The sequence below is a fragment of the Streptomyces sp. NPDC001709 genome, from assembly GCF_053596375.1.
The window spans coordinates 146273-162607 of sequence record NZ_JBSFGB010000016.1 but is presented as its reverse complement, the minus strand read 5'-3'; the positions used below and the strand labels follow the sequence as shown (position 1 = coordinate 162607).

14 protein-coding genes are annotated in these 16335 nt (G+C 68.7%); 1 reads left to right on the top strand and 13 read right to left on the bottom strand.

The window, feature by feature from the left end; translation table 11 throughout:
* The first annotated feature begins 19 nt into the window (after nucleotides 1-19).
* Nucleotides 20-622: a Uma2 family endonuclease gene (locus ACWC0C_RS24010; RefSeq protein WP_449196367.1), complete on the top strand. Its 603-nt coding sequence runs from the start codon at nucleotides 20-22 to the stop codon at nucleotides 620-622.
* A 70-nt stretch (nucleotides 623-692) separates the two neighbouring features.
* Here ACWC0C_RS24010 and nuoN read toward each other — a convergent pair whose 3' ends face one another.
* From nuoN to ACWC0C_RS23945, 13 genes are read right to left on the bottom strand one after another with little or no spacing between them, the layout of a single operon-like run.
* Nucleotides 693-2342 carry an NADH-quinone oxidoreductase subunit NuoN gene (nuoN, locus tag ACWC0C_RS24005; protein ID WP_450865764.1) on the bottom strand — a complete coding sequence of 550 codons (1650 nt, stop codon included), beginning with the start codon at nucleotides 2340-2342 and terminating at the stop codon, nucleotides 693-695.
* A complete protein-coding gene (locus tag ACWC0C_RS24000; protein ID WP_450865762.1) occupies nucleotides 2339-3910 on the bottom strand; it encodes an NADH-quinone oxidoreductase subunit M in 1572 nt (523 codons plus the stop codon). Before ACWC0C_RS24000 ends, nuoN begins: the two co-directional genes overlap by 4 nt.
* Nucleotides 3911-3915: 5 nt before the next feature.
* A complete protein-coding gene (gene nuoL / locus ACWC0C_RS23995; RefSeq protein WP_450865760.1) occupies nucleotides 3916-5862 on the bottom strand; it encodes an NADH-quinone oxidoreductase subunit L in 1947 nt (648 codons plus the stop codon).
* A 15-nt stretch (nucleotides 5863-5877) separates the two neighbouring features.
* Nucleotides 5878-6177: an NADH-quinone oxidoreductase subunit NuoK gene (gene nuoK / locus ACWC0C_RS23990; protein ID WP_069779297.1), complete on the bottom strand. Its 300-nt coding sequence runs from the start codon at nucleotides 6175-6177 to the stop codon at nucleotides 5878-5880.
* Nucleotides 6174-7016 (bottom strand): NADH-quinone oxidoreductase subunit J, encoded by an 843-nt coding sequence (locus ACWC0C_RS23985; protein WP_449196371.1) that lies wholly within the window; start codon nucleotides 7014-7016, stop codon nucleotides 6174-6176. Before ACWC0C_RS23985 ends, nuoK begins: the two co-directional genes overlap by 4 nt.
* Nucleotides 7013-7615 carry an NADH-quinone oxidoreductase subunit NuoI gene (gene nuoI, locus ACWC0C_RS23980; RefSeq protein ID WP_449196372.1) on the bottom strand — a complete coding sequence of 201 codons (603 nt, stop codon included), beginning with the start codon at nucleotides 7613-7615 and terminating at the stop codon, nucleotides 7013-7015. Before nuoI ends, ACWC0C_RS23985 begins: the two co-directional genes overlap by 4 nt.
* Nucleotides 7608-8972 carry an NADH-quinone oxidoreductase subunit NuoH gene (nuoH, locus tag ACWC0C_RS23975; RefSeq protein ID WP_450865757.1) on the bottom strand — a complete coding sequence of 455 codons (1365 nt, stop codon included), beginning with the start codon at nucleotides 8970-8972 and terminating at the stop codon, nucleotides 7608-7610. The genes nuoI and nuoH overlap by 8 nt, the downstream gene beginning before the upstream one ends.
* Nucleotides 8969-11473 carry an NADH-quinone oxidoreductase subunit G gene (locus ACWC0C_RS23970; RefSeq protein WP_450865755.1) on the bottom strand — a complete coding sequence of 835 codons (2505 nt, stop codon included), beginning with the start codon at nucleotides 11471-11473 and terminating at the stop codon, nucleotides 8969-8971. Before ACWC0C_RS23970 ends, nuoH begins: the two co-directional genes overlap by 4 nt.
* Nucleotides 11470-12819 carry an NADH-quinone oxidoreductase subunit NuoF gene (gene nuoF, locus ACWC0C_RS23965; RefSeq protein WP_450865753.1) on the bottom strand — a complete coding sequence of 450 codons (1350 nt, stop codon included), beginning with the start codon at nucleotides 12817-12819 and terminating at the stop codon, nucleotides 11470-11472. The genes ACWC0C_RS23970 and nuoF overlap by 4 nt, the downstream gene beginning before the upstream one ends.
* A complete protein-coding gene (gene nuoE / locus ACWC0C_RS23960; protein WP_450865751.1) occupies nucleotides 12816-13694 on the bottom strand; it encodes an NADH-quinone oxidoreductase subunit NuoE in 879 nt (292 codons plus the stop codon). The genes nuoF and nuoE overlap by 4 nt, the downstream gene beginning before the upstream one ends.
* Nucleotides 13691-15013, bottom strand: coding sequence for an NADH-quinone oxidoreductase subunit D (locus ACWC0C_RS23955; RefSeq protein WP_449196377.1), 1323 nt, complete (start codon nucleotides 15011-15013; stop codon nucleotides 13691-13693). The genes nuoE and ACWC0C_RS23955 overlap by 4 nt, the downstream gene beginning before the upstream one ends.
* Entirely contained in the window at nucleotides 15010-15777 is a 768-nt protein-coding gene (locus ACWC0C_RS23950; RefSeq protein WP_449196378.1) for an NADH-quinone oxidoreductase subunit C, read from the bottom strand. The genes ACWC0C_RS23955 and ACWC0C_RS23950 overlap by 4 nt, the downstream gene beginning before the upstream one ends.
* The gene (locus tag ACWC0C_RS23945) at nucleotides 15774-16328 is read right to left on the bottom strand and encodes a NuoB/complex I 20 kDa subunit family protein (protein WP_069779306.1); all 555 of its coding nucleotides are present in this window, start codon (nucleotides 16326-16328) and stop codon (nucleotides 15774-15776) included. Before ACWC0C_RS23945 ends, ACWC0C_RS23950 begins: the two co-directional genes overlap by 4 nt.
* Between the last annotated feature and the right edge of the window lie 7 nt (nucleotides 16329-16335).

The window sequence follows — 16335 nt, the reverse complement described above, 5'->3', positions numbered from 1 at the left end:
CCGTCCCATGGGAGCACTGATGAGCGTCGCACCGAAGGCGTCCGCGTCCAGCTGGCCGATGCCGCCGGAGGGCGGCTGGACCGCCGACGACCTGGACCGGCTTCCGAATCTTCCTCCGCACACGGAATTGATCGACGGGAGCCTGGTCTTCGTGAGTCCGCAGACTCTGTTTCACGCCCGCGCTGTGAGCTTCTTCGAATGGCAGCTCCAGTCGCTGGCGCCAGTGGAATTCGAGGTCATCCGCGAGTTCACTGTCGACATCGACCGCCAGAACCGGCCCGAGCCGGACGTGGTCGTCGTGCAGGCGGACGTGGTGGAGGACCCGTACCAGACCCGCTTCCCGGCGGAGTCCGTCGTCCTGGCCATCGAGGTCGTCTCGGAAGACTCGGTCTCCCGCGACCGCGAGACCAAACCCCTGAAGTACGCCCGCGCGAGGATTCCCCACTACTGGCGGGTCGAGAACGAGAAGGGCCGGGCCGCCGTGCACGTCTTCGAGCTGGAGCCGACGACCGGCACCTACACCAGCACCGGCATTTTCCGCGAGCGTATGAAGCTGGACGTGCCGTTCCCGGTGGACCTCGACCTGACACAGATCAAGGCGCGCCGCGACAGGAATCAGTGATCCCGGAAACACCGCTGCCCGGCGCCCTCACGGAGGAGAGTGCCGGGCAGCGGCATGTGCGAGGCGTGCGTCAGCGCACGAACACCCCCGCCTGGCTCGCCAGGTCCAGGAAGTACTGCGGTGCCACACCGAGCACCAGGGTCACCGCGACGCCGATGGCGATGGCCGTCATGGTGAGTGGGGACGGCACGGCCACCGTCGGGCCCTCCGGCTTCGGCTCGCTGAAGAACATCAGCACGATCACGCGGATGTAGAAGAACGCGGCGATCGCCGAGGAGATCACACCGACCACGACCAGCGGGGCCGCGCCGCCGTCCGCCGCCGCCTTGAACACGGCGAACTTCCCCGCGAAACCGGAGGTCAGCGGGATACCGGCGAAGGCCAGGAGGAATACGGCGAAGACCGCGGCCACCAGCGGGGAGCGACGGCCGAGACCCGCCCACTTCGACAGGTGCGTCGCCTCGCCGCCCGCGTCGCGCACCAGCGTGACCACCGCGAAGGCACCGATCGTCACGAAGGAGTAGCCGGCCAGGTAGAAGAGGACCGACGAGACGCCGTCCTTCGAGGTGGCGATGACACCCGCGAGGATGAATCCGGCGTGCGCGATGGACGAGTACGCCAGCAGCCGCTTGATGTCGGTCTGCGTGATCGCGACGATCGCACCGCCCAGCATGGTGATGATCGCCACCGCCCACATGACCGGCCGCCAGTCCCAGCGCATCCCGGGTAGGACGACGTACAGCAGACGGAGCAGCGCGCCGAACGCGGCCACCTTCGTCGCCGCCGCCATGAAACCGGTCACGGGCGTCGGTGCGCCCTGGTAGACGTCCGGTGTCCACATGTGGAACGGCACCGCACCCACCTTGAACAGCAGGCCCATCACGATCAGGGCGCTGCCGAGCAGCAGGAGCGCGTCGTTGCCCATGGTGTTGGCGAGCGCCGGGTCGACGTTGGAGACCGTGCCGTCGACGACCTGGGCGATGCGCGCGTACGACACCGAGCCCGCGTAGCCGTACAGCAGGGCGATGCCGAACAGGGTGAACGCCGAGGCGAACGCGCCGAGCAGGAAGTACTTGACCGCGGCTTCCTGAGACATCAGCCGCTTACGGCGGGCCAGCGCGCACAGCAGGTACAGCGGCAGGGAGAAGACCTCAAGGGCCACGAACAGCGTCAGCAGGTCGTTGGCCGAGGGGAACACGAGCATGCCCGCGATCGCGAAGAGGAGCAGCGGGAAGGCCTCGGTGGTGGTGAATCCGGCCTTCACTGCGGCTTTCTCGCTGTCGCTGCCCGGTACGGAGGCGGCTTGCGCGGCGAAGGAGTCGACGCGGTTGCCGTGTGCTGCCGGGTCCAGGCGCCGCTCGGCGAAGGTGAACAGGCCGACGAGACCGGCCAGCAGGATCGTGCCTTGCAGGAAGAGGGAGGGGCCGTCGACCGCGATCGCCCCCATGGCCGCGATGTGCGCCTTGGTGGTGCCGTAGCCGTCGGCCGCCAGCGCGACCACCGCGGCGAACGCGGCGCACAGCGCTACGACGGACACGAACACCTGCGCGTAGTAGCGGGTCTTGCGCGGGAGGAACGCCTCGATGAGCACCCCGACCAGCGCCGCACCGACGACGATCAGCGTCGGCGACAATTGTCCGTATTCGATCTTCGGTGCCGGGATCTTCGAGATCGGGTCGGCCGCGGTTGTCCACAGGCTGTGGACGGCTGTTGTGCTCACTTGGCCGCCTCCACCGAGGGCTTGGGGTCTGACTTGTGTACGTCGGACATGGTCTGCTTGACCGCCGGGTTGACGATGTCCGTGACGGGCTTCGGGTAGACACCCAGGAAGATCAGCAGCACGATCAGCGGGGCGACGACCACGAGTTCACGCGCGCGGAGGTCGGGCATCGCGGAGACCTCGGGCTTCACCGGGCCCGTCATCGTCCGCTGGTACAGGACGAGGGTGTAGAGCGCGGCGAGGACGATGCCGAAGGTGGCGATGACACCGATCACCGGATAGCGCGTGAACGTGCCGACCAGGACCAGGAACTCGCTCACGAACGGGGCGAGGCCCGGCAGCGAGAGGGTGGCGAGACCGCCGATCAGGAAGGTGCCGGCGAGCACCGGGGCGACCTTCTGCACACCGCCGTAGTCCGCGATGAGCCGCGAGCCGCGCCGGGAGATCAGGAAGCCGGCGACCAGCATCAGCGCGGCCGTGGAGATGCCGTGGTTGACCATGTAGAGCGTCGCTCCGGACTGGCCCTGGCTGGTCATCGCGAAGATGCCCATGATGATGAAGCCGAAGTGCGAGATCGACGCGTAGGCGACCAGGCGCTTGATGTCCCGCTGGCCGACGGCGAGCAGTGCGCCGTAGACGATGCTGATGAGCGCCAGTACGAGAATGGCGGGCGTCGCCCACTTGCTGGCCTCCGGGAACAGCTGGAGGCAGAAGCGGAGCATTGCGAAGGTGCCCACCTTGTCGACCACCGCGGTGATGAGGACGGCGACCGGGGCGGTGGCCTCCTGCATGGCGTTGGGCAGCCAGGTGTGCAGCGGCCACAGCGGGGCCTTCACCGCGAAGGCGAAGAAGAAGCCCAGGAACAGCCAGCGTTCGGTGCTCGTCGCCATGTGCAGCGAGCCGTTCGCGCGGGCCTGCACGATCTCCTGGAGGCTGAAGTTTCCGGCCACTACGTAGACGCCGATCACCGCGGCCAGCATGATCAGGCCACCGACCAGGTTGTAGAGCAGGAACTTCACCGCCGCGTACGACCGCTGTGTCGATGCCGCTTTCTCGCCCTGCGCGTGGGCGCGGTCTCCGAAGCCGCCGATGAGGAAGTACATCGGGATGAGCATGGCTTCGAAGAAGATGTAGAAGACGAAGACGTCGGTGGCCTCGAAGGAGATGAGCACCATCGCCTCGACGGTCAGGATCAGCGCGAAGAAGCCCTGGGTGGGCCGCCAGCGGCGGCTGCCCGTCTCCAGCGGGTCGGCGTCGTGCCAGCCGGCGAGGATGATGAACGGGATCAGTACGGCGGTCAGGGCGACCAGTGCCACCCCGATGCCGTCGACGCCCAGCTCGTACCGCACCCCGAAGTTCTTGATCCAGGCGTGCGACTCGGTGAGCTGGTAGCGGGCGCCGTCCGGGTCGAAGCGGACCAGGACGGTGATCGCCAGGGCGAGCGTGGCGAGCGAGACGAGCAGCGCCAGCCACTTCGCGGCGGTGCGCTGCGCGGCCGGTACGGCGGCCGTGGCGACGGCCCCTACGGCCGGGAGCGCCGCCGTCGCTGTCAGCAGAGGAAAGGACATCGGTATCAGACCGCCCTCATCAGCAGGGTCGCGGCGACCAGGAGTGCCGCACCGCCGAACATCGAGACCGCGTAGGAGCGGGCGAAGCCGTTCTGGAGCCGGCGGAGCCGTCCGGACAGGCCGCCGAAGCCGGCCGCCGTGCCGTTGACGACGCCGTCGACCAGGGTGTGGTCGACGTACACCAGGGAGCGCGTCAGATGCTCGCCGCCGCGCACCAGGACCACGTGGTTGAAGTCGTCCTGGAGCAGGTCGCGGCGGGCCGCGCGGGTGAGCAGCGAGCCACGCGGGGCGACGACGGGAACGGGTTTGCGGCCGTACTGGGCCCAGGCGATGCCGACGCCGATGGCCAGGCAGACCATGGTCGCGCCGGTGACCGTCCAGGCGCCGACGGGAGAGTTGCCCTCGCTGTGCCCGGTGACCGGCTCGAGCCAGTGCAGGAAGCGGTCGCCGATGCTGAAGAAGCCACCGCCGAAGACCGAGCCGACGGCCAGCACGATCATCGGGATCGTCATGACCCGCGGGGACTCGTGCGGGTGGGGCTCGGCGTGCTCGCCGTGGTGCTCCGCTGCGGGTTCCGCGCTCGGTGCCTCCGGGGAGCGAGTGGGTTGGTTCTTCCAACGCTCCTCTCCGAAGAACGTCATCAGCATCACGCGCGTCATGTAGAAGGCGGTGATGGCCGCGCCCAGCAGGGCCGCGCCGCCGAGGATCCAGCCCTCGGTGCCGCCCTTGGCGAAGGCCGCCTCGATGATCTTATCCTTGGAGAAGAAGCCGGACAGGCCCGGGAAGCCGATGATGGCGAGGTAGCCGAGGCCGAAGGTGACGAAGGTGACCGGCATGTACTTCCTGAGGCCGCCGTACTTGCGCATGTCGACCTCGTCGTTCATGCCGTGCATGACGGAGCCGGCACCGAGGAAGAGCCCGGCCTTGAAGAAGCCGTGCGTCACCAGGTGCATGATCGCGAAGACATAGCCGATGGGGCCGAGGCCCGCGGCCAGGACCATGTAGCCGATCTGCGACATGGTCGAGCCGGCCAGCGCCTTCTTGATGTCGTCCTTCGCGCAACCGACGATCGCACCGAAGAGGAGCGTCACCGCGCCGACCACCGTGACGGCCAACTGGGCGTCGGGCGCCGCGTTGAAGATGGCTCCGGAGCGGACGATGAGATACACGCCCGCGGTCACCATCGTCGCCGCGTGGATCAGGGCCGAGACCGGGGTCGGGCCCTCCATGGCGTCCCCGAGCCAGGACTGCAGTGGCACCTGGGCCGACTTGCCGCAGGCGGCGAGGAGCAGCATCAGGCCGATCGCGGTGAGCTTGCCCTCGGAGGTGTCACCGGTGTGGCCGAGGACGGGGCCGAAGGCGAAGCTGCCGAAGGTGGCGAACATCAGCATGACCGCGATCGACAGACCCATGTCGCCGACGCGGTTGACCAGGAATGCCTTCTTCGCGGCCGTCGCGGCACTGGGCTTGTGCTGCCAGAAGCCGATCAGCAGGTACGAGGCGAGGCCGACGCCCTCCCAGCCGACGTACAGCAGGAGGTAGTTGTCGGCGAGGACGAGCAGCAGCATTGCCGCGAGGAACAGGTTCAGGTAGCCGAAGAAGCGGCGGCGACGCTCGTCCTGCTCCATGTACCCGACCGAGTACAGGTGGATCAGCGAGCCGACGCCGGTGATGAGCAGGACGAACGTCATCGACAGCTGGTCCAGGCGGAAGGTGACGTCCGCTTGGAAGCCGGCCACCGGGACCCAGCTGAACAGGTGTTGCATCAGCGTCCGGTGGTCCGCGCCCTTGCCCAGCAGATCGGCGAAGAGGACGAGACCGATGACGAAGGAGACGAACGAGAGCAGCGTGCCGATCCAGTGGCCGACGCGGTCCAGGCGCCGGCCGCCGACCAGGAGGACGGCCGCTCCGAGCAGGGGCGCCGCGATGAGCAGCGCGATCAGGTTCTCCACGATTCTTCCGACCCCTTACAGCTTCATCAGGCTGGCGTCGTCGACCGAGGCCGAGTGGCGGGTACGGAACAGCGACACGATGATCGCGAGGCCCACCACGACCTCCGCGGCGGCGACGACCATCGTGAAGAAGGCGATGATCTGGCCGTCGAGGTTGTCGTGCATCCGGGAGAAGGTGACGAACGCGAGGTTGCAGGCGTTCAGCATCAGCTCGATGCACATGAAGACCACGATGGCGTTGCGCCGGATGAGTACGCCGGTCGCGCCGATCGTGAACAACAGGGCCGCGAGGTAGAGGTAGTTGACCGGGTTCACTTCGACGCCTCCTCGGGCCGCTTGAACGTCGACGGTTCGACCGCCGTGCGCTCCAGGCGTTCCTTCGCGCGCTGCTCCAGCGCCCGCAGGTCGTTGAGCGCCGCCGCGGACACGTCGCGGATCTGGCCGCGCTCACGCAACGTCTTGTTGACGGTCAGCTCGGACGGGGTGCTGTCGGGGAGCAGGCCCGCGATGTCCACCGCGTTGTGCCGGGCGTAGACACCGGGGGCGGGCAGCGGCGGTACGTGCGTGCCCTCGCGGACGCGCTGCTCGGACAGCTCGCGCTGGGTCTTGGCACGCTCGGTGCGTTCGCGGTGGGTGAGCACCATGGCGCCGACGGCGGCCGTGATCAGCAGGGCGCCGGTGATTTCGAAGGCGAAGACGTACTTGGTGAAGATGAGGGAGGCGAGGCCCTGCACATTGCCGTTCGCGTTCGCCCGGCCGGTGCCGGCGAACTCCTTCAGGGCGGCGTTCCCGAGGCCCGTGAGCAGCAGGACGCCGAAACCGACCCCGCACAGAAGGGCCAGCCAGCGCTGGCCCTTGATGGTCTCCTTCAGGGAGTCCGCGGCCGTGACGCCGACGAGCATCACCACGAACAGGAACAGCATCATGATCGCGCCGGTGTAGACGACGATCTGCACGATGCCCAGGAAGTAGGCGCCGTTGGCGAGGTAGAACACCGCAAGGACGATCATGGTCCCGGCGAGGCAGAGCGCGCTGTGCACGGCCTTCTTCATGAAGACGGTGCACAGGGCGCCGATCACCGCGACGGTGCCGAGGACCCAGAACTGGAAGGCCTCACCGGTGGAGGTGGCGTAGGCCGCGAGCTGCGGGCTCATGCTTCCACCTCCTGGTCCTCCGGCTGCTCGCCCTTGGAGACGGCGACCTGGCGGACCGTGCCGGGCGCGGCCTGGGTCACCAGGCCGCGGTAGTAGTCCTGCTCGTCCGCCCCCGGGAAGATCGCGTGAGGCGTGTCGACCATGCCCTCTTCGAGGCCGGCGAGGAGCTGTTCCTTGGTGTAGATCAGGTTGGCGCGGCTGGAGTCGGCCAGTTCGAACTCGTTGGTCATCGTCAGCGCGCGTGTGGGGCACGCCTCGATGCACAGTCCGCACAGGATGCAGCGGGCGTAGTTGATCTGGTAGACGCGGCCGTACCGCTCGCCCGGCGAGTAGCGCTCCTCGTCGGTGTTGTCGGCGCCTTCCACGTAGATGGCGTCGGCGGGGCAGGCCCAGGCGCACAGCTCGCAGCCGACGCACTTCTCCAGGCCGTCCGGATGGCGGTTGAGCTGGTGCCGTCCGTGGAACCGCGGAGCCGTGGTCTTCTTCTGCTCCGGGTACTGCTCGGTCAGCCGCTTCTTGAACATGGCCTTGAAGGTCACGCCGAAGCCGGCTACGGGGTTCAGGAAACCGGGCTTGGTCTCCTTGGGCTCCTCAGCCATCGGACGCCTCCTTTCCATCCGAAGATCCGTCACTGACAGTGTCCGACCCACCACTGACAATCAGTTCCCGTTCCCGGCGCGGGCGGCGCCTCGGCACCGGCGGCAGCTCCTGTCCAGGCAGCGGCGGTACGGGGAATCCGCCCGCCATCGGGTCGAATCCGGGCTGCTGGGACGCGGTCTGCTCGGCCGTCTTCGCCCTCTCGCGGAACATGTCGGCGACGAAGGAGATCAGCAGCAGGGCGAGGACCCCGCCGCCCACGTAGAGGGCGATGTCGGCGAAGTCGTAGTGCTCGTTGCGCAGGGCCCGTACGGTCGCCACCAGCATCAGCCAGGTCACGGAGACCGGGATGAGGACCTTCCAGCCGAGCTTCATCAGCTGGTCGTAGCGGACGCGCGGGAGTGTGCCGCGCAGCCAGACGAAGACGAACAGCAGCAGCACGACCTTGGCCACGAACCAGAGCATCGGCCACCAGCCGTGGTTGGCGCCCGCCCAGGCGGTGCTGATCGGCCAGGGGGCTCGCCAGCCGCCCAGGAAGAGCGTGGTCGACACGGCCGAGACCGTCACCATGTTCACGTATTCGGCGAGCATGAACATCGCGAACTTGATGGACGAGTACTCGGTGTTGAAGCCGCCGACCAGGTCGCCCTCGGACTCCGGCATGTCGAAGGGGGCGCGGTTGGTCTCGCCGACCATCGTGACGATGTAGAGGATGAACGAGACCGGCAGCAGCAGGATGTACCAGCGGTCGTGCTGCTGCGCGACGATCGTCGACGTCGACATCGACCCCGAGTACAGGAACACGGAGGCGAACGCGGCGCCCATGGCGATCTCGTAGGAGATCATCTGCGCACAGGAGCGCAGGCCGCCGAGGAGCGGGTACGTCGATCCGGAACTCCAACCCGCCAGGACGATGCCGTAGATGCCGACGGAGGCGATCGCGAGGACGTAGAGCATCGCGATCGGCAGGTCGGTCAGCTGCATCGTGGTGCGGTGGCCGAAGATCGAGATCTCGTTGTCGGCCGGCCCGAAGGGGATCACCGCGATCGCCATGAAGGCCGGGATGGCCGCGACGATCGGCGCGAGGATGTACACCACGGTGTCCGCGCGCTTGACGATGATGTCTTCCTTGAGCATCAGCTTCACGCCGTCGGCGAGCGACTGGAGCATGCCCCAGGGGCCGTGCCGGTTGGGACCGATGCGCAGCTGCATCCAGGCGATGACCTTGCGCTCCATGACGATGGAGATGAGCACGGTCACCATCAGGAAGGCGAAGCAGAACACCGCCTTGATGAGGACCAGCCACCAGGGGTCGCGGCCGAACATCGAGAGGTCTTCAGCGGCGAGGTACGGGCTCATGCCTCCACCTCCTTGGGGGCCTCTTCGGCGAGTGCCGCCGGGCCGATGCGGACGAGGGAGCCGGGCTGTGCCCCGGTGTCGGAGGCGACGCCGGCGCCGGCGGAGTTCAGCGGGAGCCAGACCACCCGGTCGGGCATCTCGGTGATCTGGAGCGGGAGTTCGACCGTGCCGGACGGTCCGGTGACGGCGAGAGGGTCACCGTCCTTGACGCCTGCCTCGGCGGCCGTCGCCGCCGACACGCGCGCGCGTGCGGCGTGCCGGGTTCCAGCGAGCGCCTCGTCGCCCTCTTGCAGGACGCCCTGGTCGAGCAGCAGCCGGTGCCCGGCGAGCACGGCCTCGCCGGCGGCCGGGCGCGGCAGCGCGCCCGCGGACTCCTGGGGCTCGGTGGCGCGCGGGCCGTCCCAGGAGCCGAGCCGGTCGATCTCCGCGCGCGTGGTGCGCAGATCCGGCAGGCCCAGGTGGACGTCCATGGCGTCGGCGAGCATCTGGAGCACGCGCGCGTCCGTCGGTGCGAGGCGGCGGGTCATCTGGTCGGGTTTGAGGGCGGCGTCGAAGAAACGCACCCTGCCTTCCCAGTTGAGGAAGGTGCCCGCCTTCTCGGCGACGGCGGCGACCGGCAGGACGACGTCGGCGTGCGCGGTGACCTCGCTGGGCCGCAGTTCCAGCGACACCAGGAAGCCGACGCTGTCGAGTGCTTCACGCGCGCGTGCCGGGTCGGGCAGGTCGGCGACCTCGACACCGGCGACCACGAGTGCCGACAGTTCGCCGGTGGCGGCGGCCTCGACGATGTGGTGGGTGTCGCGGCCGTAACGCAACGGGAGTTCGGCGAGCCCCCATACGGCGGCGACCTCCTCCCGTGCGCGCGGGTCGGTCGCAGGGCGGCCGCCCGGCAGCAGCGACGGCAGTGCACCCGCCTCGACGGCGCCGCGCTCACCGGCCCGGCGCGGGATCCACACCAGCTGGGCGCCGGTCGCGGTGGCGGCCCGTACGGCGGCGGCGAGGCCGCCGGCGACCGAGGCGAGCCGCTCGCCGACGACGATGACCGCGCCCTCGGTGCGCAGGGCTTCGGCGGCGTCTGCGCCGGCCTCCTCCAGGCCTACGCCGCTCGCGAGGGCGTCCAGCCACTCGGTCTCGGTGCCCGGCGCGGCCGGCAGCAGGGTGCCGCCCGCCTTCTGAAGGCCCCGGGTCTCGTGCGTGGCCAGCGCGAACACCTTCTGCTTGCGCTTGCGCCAGGCCTTGCGCAGCCGCAGGAAGACGCCGGGTGCCTCCTCCTCCGACTCGAAGCCGGCCAGCAGGACCGCGGGCGCCTTCTCCAGGGAGGTGTACGTGACGCCCGTACCGTCGAGGTCGCGGCCGCGGCCTGCGACCCGGGAGGCAAGGAAGTCGGCCTCCTCGCCGCTGTGCACGCGCGCGCGGAAGTCGATGTCGTTGGTGTCGAGGGCCACGCGCGCGAACTTGCTGTATGCGTAGGCGTCCTCGACGGTCAGCCGGCCGCCGATGAGAACACCGGCCCGGGAGCGGGCGGCGGTGAGCCCGCGCGCGGCAGCGTCCAGCGCCTCCGGCCAGGAGGCGGGCTCCAGGACGCCATCGGCATTGCGGACGAGCGGGGTGTCGAGGCGGTCCTTGAGCTGCGCGTACCGGAAAGCGAAGCGTCCCTTGTCGCAGATCCACTCCTCGTTGACCTCGGGGTCGTTGGCGGCGAGCCGCCGCATGACCTTGCCGCGCCGGTGGTCGGTGCGGGTGGCGCAGCCGCCGGAGCAGTGCTCGCAGACCGACGGCGAGGAGACCAGGTCGAAGGGGCGGCTACGGAAGCGGTAGGCCGCCGAGGTGAGCGCGCCGACCGGGCAGATCTGGATGGTGTTGCCGGAGAAGTACGACTCGAACGGGTCGCCCTCGCCGGTGCCGACCTGCTGGAGCGCGCCGCGTTCGAGTAGCTCGATCATCGGGTCGCCCGCGATCTGGTTGGAGAAGCGGGTGCAGCGGGCGCACAGCACGCACCGCTCGCGGTCGAGCAGCACCTGCGTGGAGATCGGTACGGGCTTTTCGTAGGTGCGCTTCTTGCCGTCGAAGCGGGACTCGGCGTTGCCGTGCGACATGGCCTGGTTCTGCAGCGGGCACTCGCCGCCCTTGTCGCAGACCGGGCAGTCCAGCGGGTGGTTGATGAGCAGCAGCTCCATCACACCGTGCTGGGCCTTCTCGGCGACCGGCGACGTGAGCTGGGTCTTCACCACCATGCCGTCGGTGCAGGTGATGGTGCAGGACGCCATGGGCTTGCGCTGGCCCTCGACCTCGACGATGCACTGACGGCAGGCGCCGACGGGGTCGAGCAGGGGGTGGTCGCAGAACCGGGGGACCTCGATGCCGAGCTGCTCGGCGGCCCGGATGACCAGGGTGCCCTTGGGCACGCTGATCTCGATGCCGTCGATCGTCAGCGTGACGAGGTCCTCCGGCGGGACCGCCGCCTCTCCCCCACCCGCGGGAGCACTGGTGGTCACGGTCATGCGTTCACCTCCGGGCGGTCCGCCCAGGCCGTCGACTTGGCCGGGTCGAAGGGGCAGCCCCGGCCCGTGATGTGCTGCTCGTACTCCTCGCGGAAGTACTTCAGCGAGGAGAAGATCGGGGACGCGGCGCCGTCGCCGAGGGCGCAGAAGGACTTGCCGTTGATGTTGTCGGCGATGTCGGCGAGCTTGTCGAGGTCGGACATGGTGCCCTTGCCGGCCTCCATGTCCCGCAGCAACTGCACCAGCCAGTACGTCCCTTCGCGGCAGGGGGTGCACTTGCCGCAGGACTCGTGGGCGTAGAACTCGGTCCAGCGGGTCACCGCCCGCACCACGCAGGTCGTCTCGTCGAAGCACTGCAGGGCTTTGGTGCCGAGCATGGAACCGGCGGCGCCCACTCCCTCGTAATCGAGAGGGACGTCGAGGTGCTCGTCGGTGAACATCGGCGTCGAGGAGCCGCCCGGCGTCCAGAACTTCAGGCGGTGGCCGGGCCGCATGCCGCCGCTCATGTCGAGGAGCTGGCGCAGGGTGATGCCGAGCGGGGCCTCGTACTGGCCGGGGCTCGCGACGTGGCCGCTGAGCGAGTAGAGCGTGAAGCCCGGGGACTTCTCGCTGCCCATCGACCTGAACCAATCTTTCCCGTTTTGCAGGATGGCGGGAACCGATGCGATCGACTCGACGTTGTTCACAACAGTCGGGCAGGCATAGAGCCCTTCGACAGCAGGGAAGGGGGGACGGAGCCGCGGTTGACCACGGCGGCCTTCGAGCGAGTCGAGCAGTGCGGTCTCCTCACCGCAGATGTACGCGCCGGCACCCGCGTGCACGGTGAGCTGGAGGTCGAGCCCGCTGCCCAGGATGTTCTCGCCGAGGTAGCCCGCCGCGTAGGCCTCGCGCACGGCCTCGTGCAACCGCCGCAGAACGGGAACGACTTCACCACGCAGATAGATGAAGGCATGCGACGACCTGATGGCATAACACGCGATCACAATGCCCTCGATGAGGCTATGCGGGTTCGCGAAGAGGAGCGGGATGTCCTTGCAGGTCCCGGGCTCCGACTCGTCGGCGTTGACAACTAGATAGTGCGGCTTTCCATCACCCTGCGGAATGAACTGCCACTTCATTCCGGTCGGGAACCCCGCGCCGCCGCGGCCGCGCAGCCCCGAGTCCTTGACGTACGCGATCACGTCGTCGGGTGACATGGCGAGCGCCTTGCGGAGCCCCTCGTACCCCTCGTGCCTCCGGTAGACGTCCAGAGTCCAGGACCGGTCCTCGTCCCAGAAGGCCGACAGCACGGGTGCGAGCAGCTTCTCGGGGCTCGTGTCCTTGAGTTCGGCTGCCACGGTCATCACTCCCCCTCCTCGGCGGTAGGCCCTGCCGGGTGGGCAGGGTCGGAGGCTGATGTCTCCTGCGGCGCGTCATGGGAACTGAGGTGCTCGGCCGGCGACGGCTCGTGCACCCGGTCACGCGGTTCCCCATGCGGTTGCTCATGCGGACCTCCGCGCGGATGGACCACGCGCGCGGGTGCGGCCTCTCCCCTTGCCAGGCGAAGGCCCACCAGCGACGCCGGTCCCGCACTGCCGCCCTCCTCGACGGCCCCGGGCCGCTCGTCGGGGAAGCCGGCCAGCATCCGCGCGGTCTCCTTGAACGTGCACAGCCGCGCCCCGCGCGTGGGCTCTACGGGCCGCCCCGCGCGCAGATCGTCGACCAGGCGCTTGGCGCTGCCGGGCGTCTGGTTGTCGAAGAACTCCCAGTTGACCATCACGACCGGCGCGTAGTCGCAGGCCGCGTTGCACTCGATGTGCTCCAGGGTGACCTTGCCGTCGTCGGTGGTCTCGCCGTTGCCGACGCCCAGGTGCTCCTGGAGGGTCTCGAAGATCGCGTCTCCGCCCATCACGGCGCACAGCGTGTTGGTGCACACGCCGACCTGGTAGTCACCGGACGGCTTGCGCCGGTACATGGTGTAGAAGGTGGCCACGGCGGTGACCTCGGCCGTGGTCAGGTCCAGCATGTCCGCGCAGAACCGCATTCCGGTGCGCGTGACATGGCCCTCCTGCGACTGCACGAGGTGGAGCAGCGGGAGCAGGGCGGACCGGGAGTCCGGGTAGCGCGCGATGATCTCGCGCGCGTCCGCCTCCAGCCGGGCCCGGACGTCGTCCGGGTAGGCGGGCGCGGGCAGCTCGGGCATGCCCAGGCTGACGCCCCGCTCCGAAGAAGAGGTGTTCACCGGTCGACGCCTCCCAAAACGGGGTCGATGGACGCGATGACGACGATGACGTCGGCCACCTGGCCGCCCTCACACATCGCCGCGATGGCCTGCAGGTTGGCGAAGGACGGGTCGCGGAAGTGGACCCGGTAGGGGCGGGTGCCGCCGTCGGAGACGGCGTGCACCCCGAGTTCGCCCTTGGGTGACTCGACGGCCGTGTACACCTGTCCCGCCGGGACGCGGAAGCCCTCGGTGACCAGCTTGAAGTGGTGGATCAGGGCCTCCATGGAGGTGCCCATGATCTTCTTGATGTGGTCGAGGGAATTGCCGAGTCCGTCCGGTCCCAGGGCGAGCTGGGCGGGCCAGGCGATCTTCTTGTCGGCGACCATGACCGGTCCGGGCTGGAGCCGGTCCAGACACTGCTCGATGATCCTGAGCGACTGGCGCATCTCCTCCAGGCGGATCAGGAAGCGGCCGTAGGCGTCGCAGGTGTCGGCGGTCGGGACGTCGAAGTCGTAGGTCTCGTAACCGCAGTACGGCTGCGTCTTGCGCAGGTCATGGGGCAGGCCGGCGGAGCGCAGGATGGGGCCGGTCGCGCCGAGGGCCATGCAGCCGGCCAGGTCGAGGTAGGCGACGTCCTGCATGCGGCCCTTGAAGACGGGGTTCCCGGTGGCGAGCTTGTCGTACTCCGGGAGGTTCTTCCTCATCTTCTTGACGAACTCGCGGATCTGGTCGACCGCGCCGGGCGGCAGGTCCTGGGCGAGGCCGCCGGGGCGGATGTACGCGTGGTTCATCCGCAGGCCCGTGATCAGTTCGTAGAGGTCGAGAATCATTTCACGATCACGGAAGCCGTAGATCATGATCGTGGTGGCGCCCAGCTCCATGCCGCCGGTGGCGATGGCGACCAGATGGGAGGACATCCGGTTCAGCTCCATCAGAAGGACCCGGATGATCGTGGCGCGGTCGGTGACCTGGTCCTCGATGCCGAGGAGCCTTTCGACGGCGAGACAGTAGGCGGTCTCGTTGAAGAAGGAGGTCAGGTAGTCCATGCGCGTGACGAAGGTGCTGCCCTGCGTCCACGTGCGGTACTCGATGTTCTTCTCGATGCCGGTGTGGAGGTAGCCGATGCCGCAGCGGGTTTCGGTGACGGTCTCGCCCTCGATCTCCAGGATCAGGCGGAGCACCCCGTGGGTGGAGGGGTGCTGGGGACCCATGTTGACCACGATGCGTTCGTCGTCGGCGCGGGCCGCGGACTGGACGACCTCGTCCCAGTCGCCACCGGTGACCGTGTAGACGGTGCCCTCGGTGGTCTCGCGCGGGGATGCCTGCGATGTGCTCACGAGTACGACCTCCGCTGGTCCGGAGCCGGGATCTGGGCGCCCTTGTACTCGACGGGGATGCCGCCGAGTGGGTAGTCCTTGCGCTGCGGGTGGCCCTGCCAGTCGTCCGGCATGATGATCCGGGTCAGGGCCGGGTGACCGTCGAAGACGATGCCGAAGAAGTCGTAGGTCTCGCGCTCGTGCCAGTCGTTCGTCGGGTAGACGGGGACCAGCGACGGGATGTGCGGGTCGCTGTCGGGGGCGCTGACTTCGAGGCGGATCAGCCGGTTATGGGTGATCGAGCGCAGGTGGTAGACGGCGTGCAGCTCGCGGCCCTTGTCGTTCGGGTAGTGGACGCCGCTGACGCCGGTGCACAGCTCGAAGCGCAGGGCCGGGTCGTCGCGCAGGGTGCGGGCGACACGGGCCAGGTACTCGCGTTCGATGTGGAAGGTGATCTCGCCGCGGTCGACGACCGTCTTCTCGATGGCGTTCTCCGGGAGGAGCCCCTGTTCCTCCAGGGCGCCTTCGAGTTCGTCGGCGACCTCGTCGAACCAGCCGCCGTAGGGCCTGCTCGCAGGTCCCGGGAGCCGGACCGAGCGGACCAGTCCGCCGTAGCCGGAGGTGTCACCGCCGTTGTTGGCACCGAACATGCCGCGCTGGACGCGGATCTCCTCGCCGCCCTGGCCGCGCTGGCCGGGGAGGTTGGAGGCGGAGAGGTCCTTCTCGGGGTTCACCCCGTTCGCGGGCCCGTTGACGCCGCCTGCGTTGCCGTTCGCGTCGCTCACCGCAGCAGCCCCTTCATCTCGATCGTGGGCAGGGCCTTGAGCGCCGCCTCCTCCGCCTCGCGGGCGGCTTCCTCGGCGTTCACGCCGAGCTTGGAGGACTGGATCTTCTGGTGGAGCTTGAGGATCGCGTCCATCAGCATCTCGGGGCGGGGCGGGCAGCCCGGGAGGTAGATGTCGACCGGGACGATGTGGTCGACGCCCTGGACGATGGCGTAGTTGTTGAACATGCCGCCCGAGGAGGCGCAGACGCCCATGGAGATCACCCATTTCGGGTTGGGCATCTGGTCGTAGACCTGCCGGAGCACCGGGGCCATCTTCTGGCTGACCCGGCCGGCGACGATCATCAGGTCCGCCTGGCGCGGTGAGCCCCGGAAGACCTCCATGCCGAAGCGCGCCAGGTCGTAACGGCCGGCGCCGGTGGTCATCATCTCGAAGGCGCAGCAGGCAAGGCCGAAGGTGGCCGGGAAGACGGACGCCTTGCGCACCCAGCCCGCGGCCTGCTCGACGGTGGTCAGCAGGAAGCCGCTCGGCAGCTTTTCTTCGAGTCCCATGTCGTTA